The 17,997-nt window shown below is 51.8% G+C and carries 16 protein-coding genes; 5 read left to right on the top strand and 11 right to left on the bottom strand.

All coding sequences use genetic code 11. The features are described from left to right. Positions 1–279 precede the first annotated feature (279 nt). The 3 genes from accC to accB all read right to left on the bottom strand — a co-directional run bounded on the left by accC (position 280) and on the right by accB (position 2,388). Positions 280–1,641 carry an acetyl-CoA carboxylase biotin carboxylase subunit gene (accC, locus tag HMPREF2596_RS06445; protein ID WP_070850342.1) on the bottom strand — a complete coding sequence of 454 codons (1,362 nt, stop codon included), beginning with the start codon at positions 1,639–1,641 and terminating at the stop codon, positions 280–282. Between the two features lie 29 nt (positions 1,642–1,670). After that, on the bottom strand, positions 1,671–1,862 hold the full coding sequence (locus tag HMPREF2596_RS06440; RefSeq protein WP_003680299.1) for a YqaE/Pmp3 family membrane protein: 192 nt from the start codon (positions 1,860–1,862) through the stop codon (positions 1,671–1,673). 70 nt (positions 1,863–1,932) lie between these two features. Further along, complete coding sequence (gene accB, locus HMPREF2596_RS06435; protein WP_070850340.1) at positions 1,933–2,388, bottom strand: acetyl-CoA carboxylase biotin carboxyl carrier protein; 456 nt, start codon at positions 2,386–2,388, stop codon at positions 1,933–1,935. 357 nt (positions 2,389–2,745) lie between these two features. Between accB and queA the strand changes: the two genes are divergently transcribed. Both queA and HMPREF2596_RS06425 read left to right on the top strand, forming a co-directional pair. Further along, on the top strand, positions 2,746–3,774 hold the full coding sequence (queA, locus tag HMPREF2596_RS06430; RefSeq protein ID WP_070850337.1) for a tRNA preQ1(34) S-adenosylmethionine ribosyltransferase-isomerase QueA: 1,029 nt from the start codon (positions 2,746–2,748) through the stop codon (positions 3,772–3,774). A gap of 116 nt (positions 3,775–3,890) precedes the next feature. Then, positions 3,891–4,520, top strand: coding sequence for a hypothetical protein (locus tag HMPREF2596_RS06425; protein WP_070850335.1), 630 nt, complete (start codon positions 3,891–3,893; stop codon positions 4,518–4,520). Positions 4,521–4,602: 82 nt separating this feature from the next. On the opposite strand, the gene gyrB is transcribed toward HMPREF2596_RS06425, so the two are convergent. The 4 genes from gyrB to HMPREF2596_RS06405 all read right to left on the bottom strand — a co-directional run bounded on the left by gyrB (position 4,603) and on the right by HMPREF2596_RS06405 (position 9,379). After that, on the bottom strand, positions 4,603–6,993 hold the full coding sequence (gene gyrB / locus HMPREF2596_RS06420; RefSeq protein WP_070850333.1) for a DNA topoisomerase (ATP-hydrolyzing) subunit B: 2,391 nt from the start codon (positions 6,991–6,993) through the stop codon (positions 4,603–4,605). Positions 6,994–7,187: 194 nt separating this feature from the next. After that, on the bottom strand, positions 7,188–8,075 hold the full coding sequence (prmA, locus tag HMPREF2596_RS06415; protein WP_003684134.1) for a 50S ribosomal protein L11 methyltransferase: 888 nt from the start codon (positions 8,073–8,075) through the stop codon (positions 7,188–7,190). Between the two features lie 89 nt (positions 8,076–8,164). Beyond that, positions 8,165–8,974, bottom strand: coding sequence for a 4-hydroxy-tetrahydrodipicolinate reductase (gene dapB, locus HMPREF2596_RS06410; protein ID WP_070850331.1), 810 nt, complete (start codon positions 8,972–8,974; stop codon positions 8,165–8,167). Between the two features lie 9 nt (positions 8,975–8,983). Further along, positions 8,984–9,379 carry an outer membrane protein assembly factor BamE gene (locus tag HMPREF2596_RS06405; RefSeq protein ID WP_049333683.1) on the bottom strand — a complete coding sequence of 132 codons (396 nt, stop codon included), beginning with the start codon at positions 9,377–9,379 and terminating at the stop codon, positions 8,984–8,986. 151 nt (positions 9,380–9,530) lie between these two features. Here HMPREF2596_RS06405 and fur point away from each other — a divergent pair, with 151 nt between their 5' ends. The 3 genes from fur to dapD all read left to right on the top strand — a co-directional run bounded on the left by fur (position 9,531) and on the right by dapD (position 11,935). After that, positions 9,531–10,028 (top strand): ferric iron uptake transcriptional regulator, encoded by a 498-nt coding sequence (fur, locus tag HMPREF2596_RS06400; protein ID WP_079453813.1) that lies wholly within the window; start codon positions 9,531–9,533, stop codon positions 10,026–10,028. Between the two features lie 77 nt (positions 10,029–10,105). Continuing rightward, positions 10,106–10,849, top strand: coding sequence for a leucyl/phenylalanyl-tRNA--protein transferase (gene aat, locus HMPREF2596_RS06395; protein ID WP_070850425.1), 744 nt, complete (start codon positions 10,106–10,108; stop codon positions 10,847–10,849). A gap of 264 nt (positions 10,850–11,113) precedes the next feature. Then, positions 11,114–11,935 carry a 2,3,4,5-tetrahydropyridine-2,6-dicarboxylate N-succinyltransferase gene (gene dapD, locus HMPREF2596_RS06390; RefSeq protein WP_004520923.1) on the top strand — a complete coding sequence of 274 codons (822 nt, stop codon included), beginning with the start codon at positions 11,114–11,116 and terminating at the stop codon, positions 11,933–11,935. A 200-nt stretch (positions 11,936–12,135) separates the two neighbouring features. On the opposite strand, the gene HMPREF2596_RS06385 is transcribed toward dapD, so the two are convergent. From HMPREF2596_RS06385 to HMPREF2596_RS06370, 4 genes are all read right to left on the bottom strand, one after another. Then, positions 12,136–12,930: a glycosyltransferase family 8 protein gene (locus HMPREF2596_RS06385; protein ID WP_070850329.1), complete on the bottom strand. Its 795-nt coding sequence runs from the start codon at positions 12,928–12,930 to the stop codon at positions 12,136–12,138. 37 nt (positions 12,931–12,967) lie between these two features. Further along, on the bottom strand, positions 12,968–14,770 hold the full coding sequence (rmuC, locus tag HMPREF2596_RS06380) for a DNA recombination protein RmuC (protein ID WP_070850327.1): 1,803 nt from the start codon (positions 14,768–14,770) through the stop codon (positions 12,968–12,970). Positions 14,771–15,800: 1,030 nt separating this feature from the next. Next, on the bottom strand, positions 15,801–17,165 hold the full coding sequence (mnmE, locus tag HMPREF2596_RS06375; protein ID WP_070850325.1) for a tRNA uridine-5-carboxymethylaminomethyl(34) synthesis GTPase MnmE: 1,365 nt from the start codon (positions 17,163–17,165) through the stop codon (positions 15,801–15,803). 95 nt (positions 17,166–17,260) lie between these two features. Continuing rightward, complete coding sequence (locus HMPREF2596_RS06370) at positions 17,261–17,917, bottom strand: NAD(P)-dependent oxidoreductase (RefSeq protein WP_070850323.1); 657 nt, start codon at positions 17,915–17,917, stop codon at positions 17,261–17,263. Positions 17,918–17,997: the final 80 nt, after the last annotated feature.

Below are 17,997 nucleotides of genomic sequence, written 5' to 3'. Positions count from 1 at the left end.
AGTTGTTATAGGTTGATGAAATGGTTTCCAGGATGGAATGCTTCTATACAAAATATAATAAATTTTCAATATCGATATTTAAATATAGTTTGCGTTAAGCTATGAATCAAACTATACAGAAAGGTTTTAACTATTGGAACTATGAAACCGATTTAGAATTAATATTATTAATTAATAATCTAATATTGTTTGTTTTTATAAATGATGGTGTTATAAAAAAGGCCGTCTGAAACTTTATTTTGCGTTTCAGACGGCCTGATTTTTAGTCAAAACAAGGGATTATTTAGCCTGTTTGGCTTTGCGTTCTTCCAGCCAGTGTTCCAAGTAGTGGATGCTGACACCACCTTTTTGGAAACCTTGATCACTGAACAAGTCGCGGTGCAACGGCGTATTGGTTTTGATGCCGGTAATCGCCAGCTCATCGAGGGCAACGCGCATTTTGGCCATGGCTTGGTCGCGGTCTTTACCAACGACACAGACTTTGCCGATCAGGCTGTCGTAGTAAGGAGGGATGCGGTAGCCTTGGTAAATGTGGCTGTCGACGCGGACGCCGAAGCCGCCGGGCAGGTGGCAGCTTTCAATCAGGCCCGGGCTTGGAATGAAGTTGTACGGGTCTTCGGCGTTGATACGGCATTCAAACGCATGGCCTTCAACGTGGATGTCTTCCTGTTTGTATTGCAAAGGCAGGCCGGATGCGATGCGCAATTGCTCTTGGACGATGTCCACGCCGGTGATGAGCTCGGTAACCGGATGCTCAACCTGAACGCGTGTGTTCATCTCGATAAAGAAGAATTCGCCGTCTTCGTACAGGAATTCAAACGTACCTGCGCCGCGATAACCGATGCGTTTGCAAGCGTCGGCACAGGCTTTGCCGATTTTGGCGCGTTCTTCTTCAGTGATGAACGGAGCCGGTGCTTCCTCGATGACTTTTTGGTGGCGGCGCTGCATGGAGCAGTCGCGTTCGGCGAGGTAGATGGCGTTGCCGTGTTCGTCGGCAATCACTTGGATTTCGACGTGGCGCGGACGCTGCAGATAGCGTTCCATGTAAACCATCGGGTTGCCGAATGCCGCACCTGCTTCGGCTTTGGTCATTTCGACAGACTGGAGGAGGTCTTCTTTTTTCTCGACGACGCGCATACCGCGACCACCGCCGCCGCCGGAGGCTTTGATAATGACGGGATAACCGACTTTATCGGCGATTTTGAGGATTTCTTCGCCATCGTCCGGCAATGCGCCGTCAGAGCCGGGAACGCAAGGCACGCCGGCTTCGATCATGGCGTGTTTGGCGGATACTTTGTCGCCCATCAGACGGATGGTGTCGGCTTTAGGGCCGATGAAGACAAAGCCAGATTGTTCGACTTGTTCGGCAAAATTGGCGTTTTCGGCGAGGAAGCCGTAGCCGGGGTGGATGCCGTCGGCTTCGGTGACTTCGGCGGCGGCGATGAGGGCCGGGATGTTGAGGTAGCTTTGTGCGGATGCGGCAGGGCCGATGCACACGGATTCGTCGGCGAGTTTGACGTGCAGGCTGTCTTTGTCGGCTTCGGAATGGACGGCGACGGTGGCGATGCCCATTTCACGGCAGGCACGCAGGACGCGCAGGGCGATTTCGCCCCGGTTGGCGATCAATACTTTTTTCAGCATGATAATCTTTCCGGATGGTTCAGACGGCCTCAGCGGCCGCCTAATGCGTTGCGGATTTTTTGGTCGGTTTTGTATTGGCTCAAGGCGTAAACCGACCACATGGCTGCCGGTATCCAGCCAACCAACGTACATTGCAGAATCAGACAGATGATGCCTGCAAACGGACGGCCGATGGTGAAAAACTGAAGCCATGGCAAGAAAATAGCCAAAATCAGACGCATGGTTTGTCCTTGATGAACAGAAAAGGAATTTCAGACGGCCTTAAAGATAAAGGCCGTCTGAAAAAACGGATTATTCAATGATGAAGAGCGGCTCGCCGTATTCGACCGGAGTACCGTTTTCAACCAGAATTTCTTTAACGACACCGGATTTCTCGGCTTCGATTTCGTTCATCAGCTTCATGGCTTCGATGATGCACAAAGTATCGCCGGCTTTGACTTGTTGGCCGACTTCGACGAAAGCGGCGGCGTTCGGGCCGGGGGCGCGGTAGAACGTACCGACCATAGGCGATTTTTGCGCGTTGGACAAATCGCGAGCGGCAGGGGCGGCGGCCGGAGCGGCTGCAGCCGGAGCAACGGCAGGCGCGGCAACCGGAGCTGCGGCAGGTGCCGGAGCAGCATAAACAGGAGCTGCGGCGGCAGTGGTGCGCGTAATGCGGACTTTTTCTTCGCCTTCGGTAACTTCAATTTCTGCAATGCCTGATTCTTCGACCAAATCAATCAGTTTTTTTAATTTACGCAAATCCATTGCTTTTCCTTTTTTGCGCGGCATATAAAGTGCATATTAGGTATGCGCCGCAGTGGTTTTAGATGATTTCCTGATACGTCGGAAGGCAGGTTTGCCATCCGGCGTTTAAATAATGTCGGAACAGGGCGGAGCCTGAAAAATGAATCCGGTTATTTTCCCGAACTTGTCGGTAAATGTCCAGTAAAAGATAGAAAAAAGGCGTTTTTCGGCGAAAAAAGAAAGGAACGCTGATTTTCGTTAAAAAGTGATTTCTCCAAGAGCGTTTATTCTAATTTATTGGTTTTTCGACAAAACATGCCGTCTGAAAACCCACTTTGCGCGTATAATGGCGCCTGTTTTTTTAAATTATGCACGACAATGGATATTTCCGATTTTGATTTTGAATTGCCCGAAAAACTGATTGCCCAGCATCCGCCGGAAGTGCGCGGCAGCAGCAGGCTTCTGGTTGCCTTGCCTACATTGCCGATTGAAGACAAACATTTCGGCGATTTACCCGATTATGTCGCACCGGGCGATGTGCTGGTGTTTAACAATACCAAAGTGATGAAGGCGCGCCTGTTCGGCCAAAAAGCCAGCGGCGGCAAAATCGAAGCCCTGATTGAACGGGTATTGGACGCGCATACCGCATTGGCGCATATCCGTTCGTCCAAATCGCCGAAGCCGGGTACAGAATTGATTTTTGAAGGCGATATCCGCGCCGTTATGCTGGAGCGCGCGGAGGAATTGTTTTGCCTGAAATTTGAAGGCGAGCAAACTGTTTACGAACTTTTAGAGCAAAACGGTCATCTGCCCTTGCCGCCTTATATCGAACGCGCGGCCGATGATGAAGACGACAGCCGCTATCAGACCGTGTACGCCAAATATCAAGGCGCAGTGGCCGCGCCGACGGCAGGCTTGCACTTTACCGATGAATTATTGGGCCGTCTGAAAGCCAAAGGCGTAGAAACCGCAGAAGTAACCCTGCACGTCGGTGCCGGAACATTCCAACCCGTGCGCGTCGATAAAATTGAAGAACATAAAATGCACAGCGAGTGGTTTGACGTACCGGCCGAGACCGTTGCCGCCGTTGAAGCCGCCAAAGCGCACGGCAATAAAGTGTGGGCAGTGGGCACAACCTCCATGCGCGCCTTGGAATCCGCCGCACGCGAAACAGGCCGTCTGAAAGCCGGTCGCGGCGATACCGATATTTTCATTACGCCGGGCTACCGCTTCAATGTTGCCGACCGATTGATTACCAATTTCCACCTGCCTAAATCAACCTTGCTGATGCTCGTCAGCGCGTTTTCGGGCATGGAGCATATCCGCAGCGTTTACCGTCATGCGGTGGAACAGGAATACCGTTTTTTCAGCTATGGCGATGCGATGATTTTGGGGAAGGCGGAATAAATCGGAAACGGATTGGAGCGTTTTAAACAGGTTATTTGGGATTGACCCGAATCCGAATCAGTTGGAACGCTCTACTATAATACGCGGCTTAAGTAAGTTGCCTAAGGGTCAAATTAATGGATGAGAAAAAAATAGATTTTTTGCTGTATAGCGTACCGGAAAATGTGGACTATACGACGATTCCAGAAGAGCTTGACTTGGAGGATGTGCCACAAGAGAGGATAGATGGATTAATTGAATTGCTATCCAATGAAAAAGAGGTATTGCAATTTGATTCAGCACGCCTGCTTGCTTACTGGGGTATTGATGAAGGCTTTGATACTTTGGTTTTGATGTTTGAGAAAGGGGATACAGAGGGAATGATTGATCATCGTTTACATGGTTATGATGATACAGATCGGCATATCTTGTCTGCTTTTATCAGTTACTGGGCATCTAAAGCAGATCAGAGTCAGCAAAAAGGTGATGATGCACGTCAGAAAATCTTTCCTCCTGTGGCTAGAATTATTCGTAAAGCATCATCGGCAGATTTTTCTATCAGTGAGTTGTTTTGGCTGGTCACGAAAATGCAGTTTATAGAGTATGTGCCGCTCGTTAAGGAGTATCTACAGCATATTATTGACTATCCAAGTAAACGGTATTGGGAAATCCATGATACTGTAAAATCATTATTAGAAATAGAACCGCAATTTATTCATGATTTACTTGAAAGTAAACACAAAAAGTTATCGGACTTTGGATTATAAAAAGAATATTGTGAATAAAATACAAAAAAACAAAAAGGCCGTCTGAAAATCGTTTTTCAGACGGCCTTTTATCTTTCCATGCTTAGGCGTCAATGTTTTGTGCCAGCAGGGCGTTGTTTTCGATGAAGGCGCGGCGCGGTTCGACTTCGTCGCCCATCAGGGTGACGAACACTTCGTCGGCGGCGATGGCGTCTTCGATGCGGACTTTCAGGAGGCGGCGGACGGTAGGATCCATCGTGGTTTCCCAAAGTTGTTCCGGGTTCATCTCGCCCAAGCCTTTGTATCGTTGGATGGACATGCCTTTTTGGGCAACGCTCATCAAGATGTCCAAAGCGGCTTCAAAGCTGTCGATGTCGTATTCGTTGTCGCCTTTGTAGAGCTTCGCCCCTTTGCCGACCATGCCTTTGAGTGCGGCGGCGGTTTGGGTAAGGGTTTGGTAGGCTTTGCTGTTGAGGAACTTAGGCTCGAGGTAGCTTACCATCACATTGCCGTGCAGCTTGCGTGTGATTTTGATGAACTGGTGTCCTTCGTGGCCTTCGATGCGTTCGAGTGCGACTTCTTTTTCGTCCAAGAGGCCGCTCAATTCGGCAACGGCCCGGTCTGCGCTTTCTGCTGTACTGAGTTCGACCGGCGAAGCGTGCAGCATGGCGTGCAGAACGAGTTCGTCAATGATGCGGCTTTCTTGCTCGATGACGGTTTTGGCCAACAGGAATTGTTTGGCGGTATTGGCAAGCTCTTCGCCTTCGATGGTGCGGCCGTCTGAAACGATTTTGGCTTTTTCCAAGGCCAAACCGAGTAGCCATTGGTCTTTTTCCAATTCGTCTTTGAGATAGCGCTCTTGTTTGCCGTATTTGGCTTTGTACAAAGGTGGCTGGGCGATGTAGATGTAGCCGCGTTCGACCAGCTCGGGCATTTGGCGGTAGAAGAAGGTCAGGAGCAGGGTGCGGATGTGCGCGCCGTCCACGTCGGCATCGGTCATGATGATGATGCGGTGGTAGCGCAGTTTTTCGGCATTGAATTCTTCTTTGCCGATGCCCGCGCCCAAAGCGGTAATCAGCGTGGCGACTTCTTGGCTGGCCAGCATTTTTTCAAAACGTGCTTTTTCGACGTTCAAAATTTTACCTTTGAGCGGCAAAATCGCTTGGAATTTGCGGTCTCGGCCTTGCATGGCGGAACCGCCTGCGGAGTCGCCCTCGACGAGGTAGAGTTCGGACAGGGCAGGGTCTTTTTCTTGGCAGTCGGCCAGTTTGCCCGGCAGGCCCAAACCGTCCATCACGCCTTTGCGGCGGGTAATTTCGCGGGCTTTTCGTGCGGCTTCGCGCGCGCGGGCGGCATCGACGATTTTGCTGGTGATGATTTTGGCTTCGGTCGGGTTTTCTTCAAGGAAGTCGGTCAGGGCTTGGTTGATGACTTCGTTGACGACGGGGCCGATTTCGCTGGAAACCAGTTTGTCTTTGGTTTGCGATGAGAATTTCGGGTCGGGGAGTTTGACGGACAACACGCAGGTCAGGCCTTCGCGCATATCGTCGCCGGCGGTTTCCACTTTGGCTTTTTTGGCGACTTCGTTGGCTTCGATATAGTTGTTGATGGTACGGGTCATCACTTGGCGCAGTGCGGTCAAGTGCGTACCGCCGTCGCGTTGCGGAATGTTGTTGGTAAAACATTGCACGCTTTCTTGGTAGCTGTCGTTCCACTGCATCGCGCATTCGACGCTCATGCCGTCTTTTTCACCGAACGCGTAGAAGATTTTTTCGTGCAACGGTGTTTTTTTGCGGTTCATGTATTGCACGAAGCCGGCCACGCCGCCGGAGAGGGCGAAGCTTTCGTGTTTGCCGTCGCGTTCGTCGGTCAGTTCGATGTCCACGCCGTTGTTCAGGAAGGAAAGCTCGCGGATGCGTTTGGCAAGAATGTCGAAGCTGTATTCGACATTGCCGAAGGTTTCCGCGCTGGCGAGGAAGCGCACGGTCGTGCCTTTTTTGTCGGAATCGCCAACAACCTTCAACGGCTCTTCGGTTTCGCCGCGTACGAAGCGGACGAAGTGTTCTTTGCCGTCGCGGTAGATGGTCAGTGTTACCCAGTCGGACAGTGCGTTGACGACGGAGACGCCCACGCCGTGCAGGCCGCCGGAGATTTTGTAGCTGTTGTTGTCGAATTTACCGCCTGCGTGCAAGACGGTCATGATGACTTCGGCGGCGGAGCGGCCTTCTTTCGGATGGATGCCGGTCGGCATGCCACGGCCGTTGTCGGCCACGCTGACGGAATTGTCGGCATGGATGGTTACGGTGATTTTGTCGCAATGTCCGGCGAGCGCTTCATCAATGGCGTTGTCGAGCACCTCGAACACCATGTGGTGCAGGCCGCTGCCGTCCTGCGTGTCGCCGATATACATACCGGGGCGTTTGCGTACCGCTTCCAAGCCTTCCAGCACTTGTATGCTGTCGGCGCCGTATTCTTCGTGTTTTTGGTCAGTCATGGTCTTTTCTTGCTGAATTTCAAGGAATTTTTCCGTGCGCGCAATGAAATGTCAAACGGGCGCGGCGGATGTGTTCCGAAAGGTCAAAATAATGGGCAATTATACCTGATTTTGCTGGAATATTCAGCGTTTTAAGTGCAAAAAGGCCGTCTGAAAGCTTAAATTTCAGACGTCCTTTGTATCGGAAAACAACTTTAGCGTTTGACGCCGCTCAATCGCGCCCAGCCTTCTTCGATTTCGGCAGGCTCAATGTCGAACCATTGGCTGTAAATGCCGCTGAGTTCTTCGACTTGTTCGTCCAAAAGGCCGGACAAGACAATGCGGCCGCCTTGTTTGGTACGCGCGGCAAGCATTTCTCCGAGCATACGCAGGGGATTGGCCAGAATGTTGGCGACAACGACATCAAATTGGCCTTGCGGCAGGCCGTCCGGCAGGTAGAACTGCGCGTCGACGTTGTTTTGCGCGGCATTGTCTTTGCTGGCGCGGATAGCTTGTTCGTCAATGTCCACGCCGATGGCGGAGCCTGCGCCGAGTTTGAGGGCGGCAATGGCCAAAATGCCGGAGCCGCAGCCGTAGTCCAATACGCTTTCGCCGCCTTTGAGCTGCGTGTCGAGCCATTTGAGGCAGAGGCGGGTGGTCGGATGGCTGCCGGTGCCGAAGGCAAGGCCCGGGTCGAGTTGCAGGTTGACGGCGTTGCCGTTGGGCGCTTCGTGCCAAGACGGGGTAATCCACAGGCGGTCGGAAATTTGAATCGGGTCGAATTGCGCTTGGGTCAGGCGTACCCAGTCTTGATCTTCAAGGATTTCGCCGGTGTATTTCAAATCGTTCAAACCGCATTCCTGCGCGGCGGCTTCGATAATGGAAGCGGCGTCGTCGCTTTCGCCGAAAAGGGCGATGACTTTGCTTTGTTGCCAGATTTGCTCGGTCGGCATGCCCGGCTCGCCGAAAATGGCCTGCTCGTTTTCTGTACCGGCGTAGGCATCTTCAATGGCGGCGGACAATGCGCCGTGTTCCATCAGCGCGTCGGCAAGGCGTTCGGCGACGGCATCGTTGACGTTGATGGTGATTTGTTGATAGGACATGGTGGGGCTTTCTTTTTAATAAGGCCGTCTGAAAATCGACGTTGTGCTTTCAGACGGCCTTGTCAGGGATGAAACCTGATGATGCGGGTTTATCGGTTTTTCAAACCCAATACGTCTTGCATATCGTACAGGCCTTTTTTGCCGTTTGCCCAAACTGCGGCGCGTACGGCACCGGCGGCGAAGGTCATGCGGCTGCTGGCTTTGTGGGTAATTTCCACGCGTTCTCCGTCGGTGGCGAAGAGTGCGGTGTGGTCTCCGACGATGTCGCCTGCGCGGACGGTGGCAAAACCGATGGTGGACGGATCGCGCGGGCCGGTGTGGCCTTCGCGGCCGTAAACGGCGCATTGTTTGAGGTCGCGGCCAAGGGCGTCGGCAATGACTTCACCCATGCGCAATGCGGTACCGCTTGGAGCATCGACTTTGTGGCGGTGGTGGCCTTCGATGATTTCGATGTCGTAGCCTTCGTTTAACACGCGGGCGACGGTGTCGAGGATATGGAAGGTCAGGTTGACGCCGACGCTGAAGTTGGCGGCGAAGACGACGCCTATTTTTTCGCCTGCGGCTTGGATGGCGGCTTTGCCTGCGTCGTCGAAACCGGTTGTGCCGATGATGATGTTGACGCCTTTTTCCACGCATTTTTGCAGGTGTTTCAGGGTTGGCTCGGGACGGGTAAAGTCGATGAGGACATCGCTTTGAGCCAGTACGGCATCCACGTCGTCTGAAATGGCAATGCCGGTTTTGAGGCCGGAGGCGAAGCCTGCATCCAAACCCAATACTTCCGAACCGGAATGCTCGAGTGCGCCGGAGAGGACGGTGTCGGGATGGTTGTTGACTGCTTCAACCAAGACGCGGCCCATGCGGCCGTTGACGCCGGCAATGGAGATTTTCAATGCGCTCATGGGGCTTCCTTATTGCGGCTTGGTTTCGGTGGTCGGAACGATGTTTTGTCCGGCTTGAACCGCTTCGATGGATTTTTGAATGGCATCGCCTTCGGCGCGTGCGAGGACGTCGTTTTCAAAGTACAGGGTCAGGTTGCTTTGTTCTTTGATGATGCCGTTGCGGCTGGTGTTGAAAGTGTAATCCCAGCGGTCGGCATGGAAGGCGTCGCGCAGGAGCGGCGTACCGAGCAGCAGTTGGACTTGGTCGCGGGTCATACCTTGGCGCAGGGAAACTACGGCGCGAGGGTTGAGCTCATTACCTTGAATGATTTTGAGTTTGTAGGATGGAAAGTTGGATACGCGCTCGGCACTGCATGAGGCCAGACCTAAAATAGCGGCGATGGCAAGGCATAAGGCTTTATTCACGGGCTTACCTTTCTGTGTCATTTCGGGAAAGATGTTTATCATCGCTTGAATATTTTTAAAAAGCAAACGATAATCATCTTCTTAATTTTTCTTTTCGCCGATTTTCAATTGCAAGACCGGCGGCAGATTGCCGTCCTTTAACGGCCCAATAGTGGGCAAACGGGCGGAAAGTGCGTATTATAACGGTTATTACCTTACAGGGATATTGAATATTATGGAAAAATTCAGCAACATTGCGCAATTGAAAGACAGCGGTTTGAAAGTTACAGGTCCGCGTTTGAAAATTTTGGACTTGTTTGAAACTCATGCCGAGGAGCATTTGAGTGCGGAAGATGTGTACCGCATCCTGTTGGAAGAGGGCGTGGAAATCGGCGTGGCGACGATTTACCGTGTGCTGACCCAGTTTGAACAGGCCGGCATTTTGCAACGCCACCATTTTGAAACCGGCAAAGCGGTTTACGAATTGGACAAAGGCGACCACCACGACCACATCGTCTGCGTGAAATGCGGCGAAGTAACCGAATTCCACAATCCGGAAATCGAAGCGCTGCAAGACAAAATCGCCGAAGAAAACGGCTACCGCATCGTCGACCACGCGCTGTATATGTACGGCGTATGCGGCGATTGCCAAACCAAAACCAAACGTTAATCAGTTGGTATGTTGATTTTTCAGACGGCCTTGGGCATTTTCCGCTTGAGGCCGTCTGAAACTTTATGGGCTTTGCGATGAAGATTCCTTTACTTGCGCCACGGGATTATCGTTTCCCCGACCCGTCTTACGCTTTGGCCGAATGCGACGGCTTGGTCGGCGTCAGCGGTGATTTGGATACGGGGCGGCTGTTGTCGGCGTATGGGCAGGGGATTTTTCCGTGGTTTAGCCGCGACGGTTGGTTTTTCTGGTATGCGGTTGCGCCGCGTGCCGTGATTGTGCCGGAAAGCCTGCATATCGGCCGTTCGCTCGCCAAAACTTTGCGCAACAAGCCGTATCGGGTAACGGTCAACCGCTGTTTTAAAAAAGTGATTGCCCATTGTGCCGATGTGCCGCGTCCGGAACAGGACGGAACGTGGATAGAACCTGCGTTTCAGACGGCCTATTTGAAGCTGCACCATCAGGGGCATGCGCATTCGTTTGAATGTTGGCTGCCGGATGAGCAAGGCGAAATGCAGTTGGCGGGCGGGTTTTACGGTGTGCAAATCGGCTGCGTGTTTTATGGCGAGTCGATGTTTGCTTTGCGTCCCGATGCGTCCAAGATTGCGTTTGCCTGCGCCGTCCCATTTTTGGCGGATTTGGGCGTTGCGCTGATAGACTGTCAGCAGGATACGGAACATATGCGCCGTTTCGGTTCGCAGTTGATGGGTTTTGCCGATTTTCAGACGGCCTTGAAAGATTGGAACGCGAAACCGTTAAAGCGGAATATTGAATGCGGCGTGGTGGCTGAAAATCTGTTGCAAAAGATTGGCGGTAATTGATTTATCGGCACGGCGTGTGTCGGCAGAATCGACAGCTTGCATATCGTAGCTGGAAAATTAGTTAGAAAATAAATGCTATTCCATTCACGTGAACAGGCCGTCTGAAAATCTTGGCTTAGCCGAAATCCGGCCGTGTAACGCGCGGCGCTCATCATGTTAATAGCTGACGAAATTGCTTTTACATGGCAAAATAACGAGTTAAAAATTTGTAATAGGGTGGCCTGAATAGGTTTCAGACGGCCCTGATCTCTTGAAGGAATCAACATGTCTTTGCAAAACATCATTGAAACGGCTTTTGAAAACCGTGCCGAAATCAATCCGAATACCGTTACCCCGGAAGTGCGTGAAGCGGTTTTGGAAACCATTCATCAACTCGACTCCGGCAAACTGCGCGTTGCCGAGCGTTTGGGCGTGGGCGAATGGAAAGTTAACGAATGGGCGAAAAAAGCCGTATTGCTGTCTTTCCGCATTCAGGACAATGAAATCCTCAACGACGGCGTGAACAAATACTTCGACAAAGTGCCGACTAAATTTGCCGACTGGTCTGAAGACGAATTCCGCAGCGCAGGTTTCCGCGCAGTTCCGGGTGCGGTTGCCCGCCGCGGCAGCTTTGTGGCGAAAAATGTCGTGTTGATGCCTTCTTATGTCAACATCGGCGCATACGTTGACGAAGGTGCGATGGTTGACACTTGGGCGACTGTCGGCTCTTGCGCGCAAATCGGTAAAAACGTGCACTTGAGCGGCGGCGTCGGCATCGGCGGCGTACTCGAGCCTCTGCAAGCCAGCCCGACTATTATTGAAGACAACTGCTTCATCGGTGCGCGTTCTGAAATCGTCGAAGGCGTGATTGTCGAAGAAGGCAGCGTGATTTCTATGGGCGTGTTCATCGGTCAATCCACCAAAATCTTTGACCGTACGACCGGCGAAATCTATCAAGGCCGCGTACCGGCAGGTTCGGTTGTCGTATCCGGCAGCATGCCTTCCAAAGACGGCAGCCACAGCCTCTACTGCGCGGTTATCGTCAAACGCGTGGACGCACAAACCCGTGCGAAAACCAGCGTGAACGAATTGTTGCGTGGTATTTAATCGGATAACGATGACGCCGGCTGAGGGTGGGTGGAAAAGCCTGCCTTACGGTCGGTGTTGAACACAAAACAGGCAGAATATTCTGCCTGTTTTTTTATGGCTTAAAGGCCGTCTGAAACGATTTCAGACGGCCTTTTGTTTTTGATGATGGGTTGTTTTAAGGTCAATTGAGGCAAGGGAAGGGTATTCCCTGTCTGAGATTACGCTTCCGGCCAGTCGGCGCAATAGTATTGCCAATAGATTTCTTCAAAAGGAATCTTGCCGTAATCGCACAACCACGGTTTGGCGCGTGTGGTGTAGTGGATAACGGGCGGGGCGGTATCCGGCAGAGGGAACATTTCGTCAAGGTCGTATGTCTGGAAAAATCTTCTGGCGCCGGTTTGGTAATTCCAAGACTCTTCCAATTGCAGCCAGTTTTCTTGAAATACGGTGTTTAGAAAGCATTGGTCGCCGTAGGGAACGGATTTGTCAATGGTGGTAGCAGTTTGCAGCAGTTGCGCCGCGATATTCTGTTCCCGCCATTGCGCCAGGTCGACCAACAACATACCGGAATTGAAATAGGGTGTGGTGTGCAGGCCGGTCGGATGGTTCCAATCGGTACGGGCGAGATAGGAATCTTGTACGGCAGCGACGGGATAGCCGCGCATATCGAGGTTGAACAAATCGTGCAGGGACTGGGTAACCACCATATCGCTGTCGAGATAAAGGGCGCGGTCGACGGGCAGGTGCTGCATCATCAGGCGGAAAAATGCGGCATCCGAAATATGGGACAGGCGGCGATATTGGCTGAAGTCCATTTCAATTTTGACGTCATTCAGACGGCTGCCGCTGGCGGCGAGTTTTTGGTTGGTATAGTTGATCCATTCTTTCCTGAAAGTGTTGTGCATAAGGTAGAAATTGACACCTGTATTGTGCGTACAGACGGACTTCATCAGGGTATGAACCTGCTCGGCGTAGCCGGTATCGGCAGCAAGGACGATGGTGATGTTGCTCATTGGTTAAATTCCCTTTTTTACAATGTTTTGGAGTTGGTCAGTTATTCTCTTGATTTTGCGTCGTGGGTAAAGCGGCGTGATCTTCGGTTTCCGACACGGCCTTTTCTACTAAATCTCGTTGCAGTTGTTTGCCGGCTTTGATGCCCAATTTGCGCAGTTTTTCAGTGCTGCTGATGAGGTTGCCCCTGCCTGAAACCAAACGGCTGTAGGCCGTCTGAAACTGGGATTGTGCCTGACCAAGCGCTTTATTGATGCCATCCATGCTTTCGACAAAGCCGACAAATTTATCATAGAGTTTGCTGCCTGCCTCGGCAATCGCCAGCGCGTTTTGGTTTTGCTGCTCGTTGCGCCAGATGTTGGCAACGGTGCGCAGGGTGGCGAGCAGGGTGCTGGGGCCGGTCAGCATGATGCGTTTGTCGAAACACTCTTGGAAGAGGTTAGGATCGTGTTGCAGGGCGAGGAGGTAGGCCGGTTCGACAGGGACGAACATAAAGACGAAGTCCAGCGTTTTGACGCCTTCAAGGTCGGTGTAATCTTTTGCTGCCAAGCTTTTGATGTGGGCGCGGATGCTGGCGACGTGGTTGGCAAGCTCGCGCTCTGCTTCTGCACCGGTACTTTGCGTATAGCGGACGTAGGCGGTCAGCGATACTTTGGAGTCGATGACGATTTGTTTGTTGTCGGGCAGATTGATGAGTACGTCGGGTTGGAGACGACGTTGGGTGCCGTCTGCTTCATGGCGGACGCTGGAGGCTTGGACGATGTATTCGCGGCCTTTTTGCAGGCCGGAGTTTTCCAATACGCTTTCCAAAATCATTTCGCCCCAGTTGCCTTGGGTTTTGTTTTGCGTGCCGGTCAGCGCGGTGGTCAGCGCTTTGGCATCATGGTGGAGCTGGGTGTTGAGGGTTTGCAGGCGTTTGAGCTCGTTTTCGATGGTCAGGCGTTCTTTGGCTTCTTTTTCATAAGTCTGCTGAACCAGCTCGCTGAAGCCGTGGATGCGTTCGTTGAGCGGATTGAGCAGTTGCTGGAGATGGTCGTGGTTTTGCTCGGTAAAGCGGCGGCTTTTCTCTTCCAAAATAGTGTTGGCGAGGTTTTGGAACTGATCGCTCAGGTTTTGACGCGCATCTGCCAGCAGGGCCAATTTTTCTTCGGCGGCCTGACGGTCTTTTTCCGATTGGGTGTTGAGACGCTCGTTTTGGACTTGAAGCGCGTGGTTCTGCTCCAAGAGGGCGGCGTATTCTTGTTTCAGACGGCCTTTTTCGGCTTCCTGTTGCTGTAAAAGGCTGTTTTTGTCATCGATATTGGCTTTTTCTTGGGTCAGTTGTGTGGAGAGGCGTTCGTTTTGGACTTGCAGCGCATGGTTTTGCTCTAAAAGTGTGTCGTATTCTTGTTTCAGACGGCTTTTTTCCGCTTCTTGTTGTTGCAAAAGCGTATTTTTATCCGCACTCAATGCCTGTTCTTGAGCCAGCTGCGTGTTTAGGCGTTCGTTGTTGATTTGCAGGTTTTGCGCGCTTTGCTGCCATTTTGCACATTCGTGTTTTAAAGCTTCGGCTTCGGCCTCGCAATCTTGCAGATAGGCAATCTGTTTTTCGGCCGCGGCAAAGCGGTTGCCCGTCTCCTGCAATTCGTCTTGCAATTCCTGCACGGTATGGCGGCTTTGCGCCAAGTCTGCAGCAGTCTGGGCCTGCACCTGCTCAGCAAACTCATGCAGGCGGCGGGCTTCGGCCAATTCTTGTAAAACGGTAAAGTGTCGGCTTTGAGCTTGGTAGCGTGTTATCAGCCAAGCAAACAGCGCGCCGATAAAAAATGCGGCCGCGCCGGTCAGGATTAGGGTGGTGTTCATGCTGGAAATAGTCAATACGCGGAATGTTTCACTATATCATATATTTGCAACGCATTTTATGGTCGGATATGCACTAGAAACGTGTGTTTTCTTTAAAAGAAGCTATCAAAGGTATTGGTTTTGACTAATTAAATATTTTTGTTGTAAAAAATATAAATTTATAAGATATTGAATTTTAAAATTTATTTTATTTAGAGTGCAATTTTGCAACAAAAAAGGCGCGATTTTATGGGGAAAATGAAACACATTTGTAGTGCGTATGTAATCAAGACATCGGTGTCATTTGGTAAGACATCGGTGTCATTTTCAAAACATAATGTAAATTAACAAAAAATATCTATATGTTTGATTATTGCGCTATATATTTACGATTAATCTGTATTAGTTTACATTTAAAACGGTATGATTCGCCTTGTCGGTAGCGCAGATGCCGATGAAAAAAATGTGTATGTTGTTAAATAACATTTTGTTTCTATGAAAAAGGACTACTTAAAATGGGACATTTAATAACGCTTGCCGCCGCTTCTTTAATCGGTATGTCCGGAATATCGGCTTCTGCCATCGGCATCTCCCGTAATATCGAAACGGCCATACACAAATAATTCAATTATAAACGAATCAATTACAATACCTTAGAAAACGCAACTTAGGCCGTTTTTCGGCCGACAGACAAGAAAGTGAGACAAACAATGAAAACTTTAATCAAACTGGCAGCAGCCTCTTTAATCGGTATGTCCGGCCTGACCGCCGGTGCAACCAATATCGCCCACAATATGGCTGATGCCGACAAATAAAAACACACAACGCTTCCTCAAATCAATACACAGAAAAGAGTTAAAATGAAAACATTAATCAAATTGGCTGCGGCTTCTTTGATCGGGATGTCCGGTTTGACAGTGGGTGCGACCAATATCGTCAAGAATATGGCAGAAGCTGCCGATAAATAAATACGAGTAAAACAAAGCTTGTTTTGGTGATAAAAAGGCCGTCTGAACATTCAGACGGCCTTTGTATTTGATGGCAAACCGTTTTATTTGCCGATACAGAAGCGCGAGAAAATCACGCCCAGCAAATCGTCGGCGGTAAATTCACCGGTGATTTCGCTGCACGCGTTTTGGGCGAGGCGCAGGTGTTCGGCGAAAAGCTCGATTTGGTTGTTGTTGCAGAGTGCGGCGTTTTCCAGCTCGGCTTCGGCTTCGTGCAGGGCGTTGAGATGGCGGCTGCGGGCGAGGAACAGGCTTTCGCTTTCGCCCTGCCAGCCGACTTCCTGCAAGAGCGCGTGTTTGAGCAAATCGAGACCGGCGCCGGTTTTGGCGGACAGACTGATAACGGTGTCCGCGCCGGTTTGCGCGAGGCCGTCTGAACGGACGGCGACGGGTTCGCCGGTCAGGTCGGCTTTGTTGTGGATTTCGATTTTTTTCAAACCTTCGGGCAGGCTGTTCAAAATAGCTTGGGTTTTGGCATTCACGCCTTCGCGCGGGTCAATCAGAATCAGGGCGACATCGGCTTCGGAGACGGCTTTGCGACTGCGTTCGATGCCGATTTGTTCGACCACGTCGTCAGTTTCGCGCAGGCCGGCGGTGTCGATGATGTGGACGGGTACGCCGTCGAGGGTGATTTGTTCGCGCACGGTGTCGCGGGTGGTGCCGGCGATGTCGGTCACGATGGCGATGTCGTCGCCCGCCAAGGCGTTGAGCAGGCTGGATTTGCCGACGTTGGGCGCGCCGACGAGGACGACGTTCATGCCTTCGCGCAAAATCGCACCTTGTTCCGCACTGGCAAGCACGGTTTTCAGACGGCCTTGCAGGGCTTGGAGCTTGCCGCGCGCGTCGGCGGCTTCGAGAAAGTCGATGTCTTCTTCGGGGAAGTCCAGCGTGGCTTCGACCAGCATCCGCAAAGTAATAAGGTCGTCCACCAGTTCGTGTATGTGTCGGGAAAACGCGCCTTTGAGCGAACGCAACGCCATGCGTGCGGCGGATTTGCTGGAGGCGTCGATAAGGTCGGCGACGCTTTCGGCTTGGGCAAGGTCGAGTTTGTTGTTGAGGAAGGCGCGTTTGGTAAATTCTCCCGGCTCCGCCATACGCGCGCCCAGTTCGAGGCAGCGCGAAAGCAGCATATCCATCACGACGGGGCCGCCGTGTCCCTGCAACTCAATCACATCTTCACCGGTAAAGCTGGCGGGGGCGGCGAAGTAGAGCAGGATGCCGTTGTCTATCGGCTGCCCGTCGCCGCCGAGAAAGTCGGTGTAAAGCGCGGTGCGCGGTTTGGGTGTTTTACCGCCGCTGAGGGTTTGCGCCAAAGGCAGCAGGTTTTTGCCGGAAAGACGGATCACGCCGACGCCGCCGCGTCCGGGGGCGGTGGCGATGGCGGCGATGGTGGGTTGGGATGCGGACATGGGAACTCGCGTATAGGTAAATTTAATGGGCGTATTATAGCAAAAGGCCGTCTGAAACTTTGGATTCAGACGGCCTTTAATTTGAGACAATTAAATTAAACAGCAGCGACGGTAAAGCGTTCAAACAAATGCGCTTTGTTTTCCGCATCGTCGGCGATGGCGATCGCCAAATCGGCCACGCTGATGCCTGCCGGAATTTCACCGTCCATCAGCAAATCGTCTTTGCCCAAGCGGTATTTGCCGGTTTTGTCTTCGCTGAAGCCGCCGTCCGTGCCCAGTCGTGCCGGAGGGGAAACGAAAGACCAGTTCACGTCGCGGCGCGGCAGGAGTTCTGCCAAGAGATGGCGTGCGGCATTGGCGCCGTCGTAAATTTCTTTCGGGAAGTCGGGCGTATCAATAACTTGCAAACCGGGCGCGACATACAGGCTGCCCGCGCCGCCGACAATCAAGAGATACGGCACTTGCGCCGCTTTTGCCGCTTCGACGATGCTGTTTGCGCCGCGCGTGAAATCCGCGCCGATGTTGGGATTGGTCCAGCCCGGGTTGAAGGCACTGACTACGGCATCAAAACCGACCAGTTTGTCGGCAAAATTCGCCGCGTTGACATCTGCGGAGATGGCGGCAACATTTTGCGCTTGGAACACTTTGTCTGTATTGCGGGCGAAAGCGGTTACTTCATGACCGCGGCCTGCCAATTCTTGCACGACTGCGTTGCCGACATAACCAGTTGCACCGATAACTGCGATTTTCATGTTTGACTCCTTGTGGGGATGTGATTGATTAGATGAGTGCATTGTAAGGCCGTCTGAAACGCTTGATAATCCCTGTTTTG

It is taken from the genome of Neisseria sp. HMSC078C12, assembly GCF_001838065.1.
Classification (GTDB): Bacteria; Pseudomonadota; Gammaproteobacteria; order Burkholderiales; family Neisseriaceae; genus Neisseria.
Note: the sequence above shows the minus strand (reverse complement) of the source record. Positions and strands in the feature narration are given on the sequence as shown.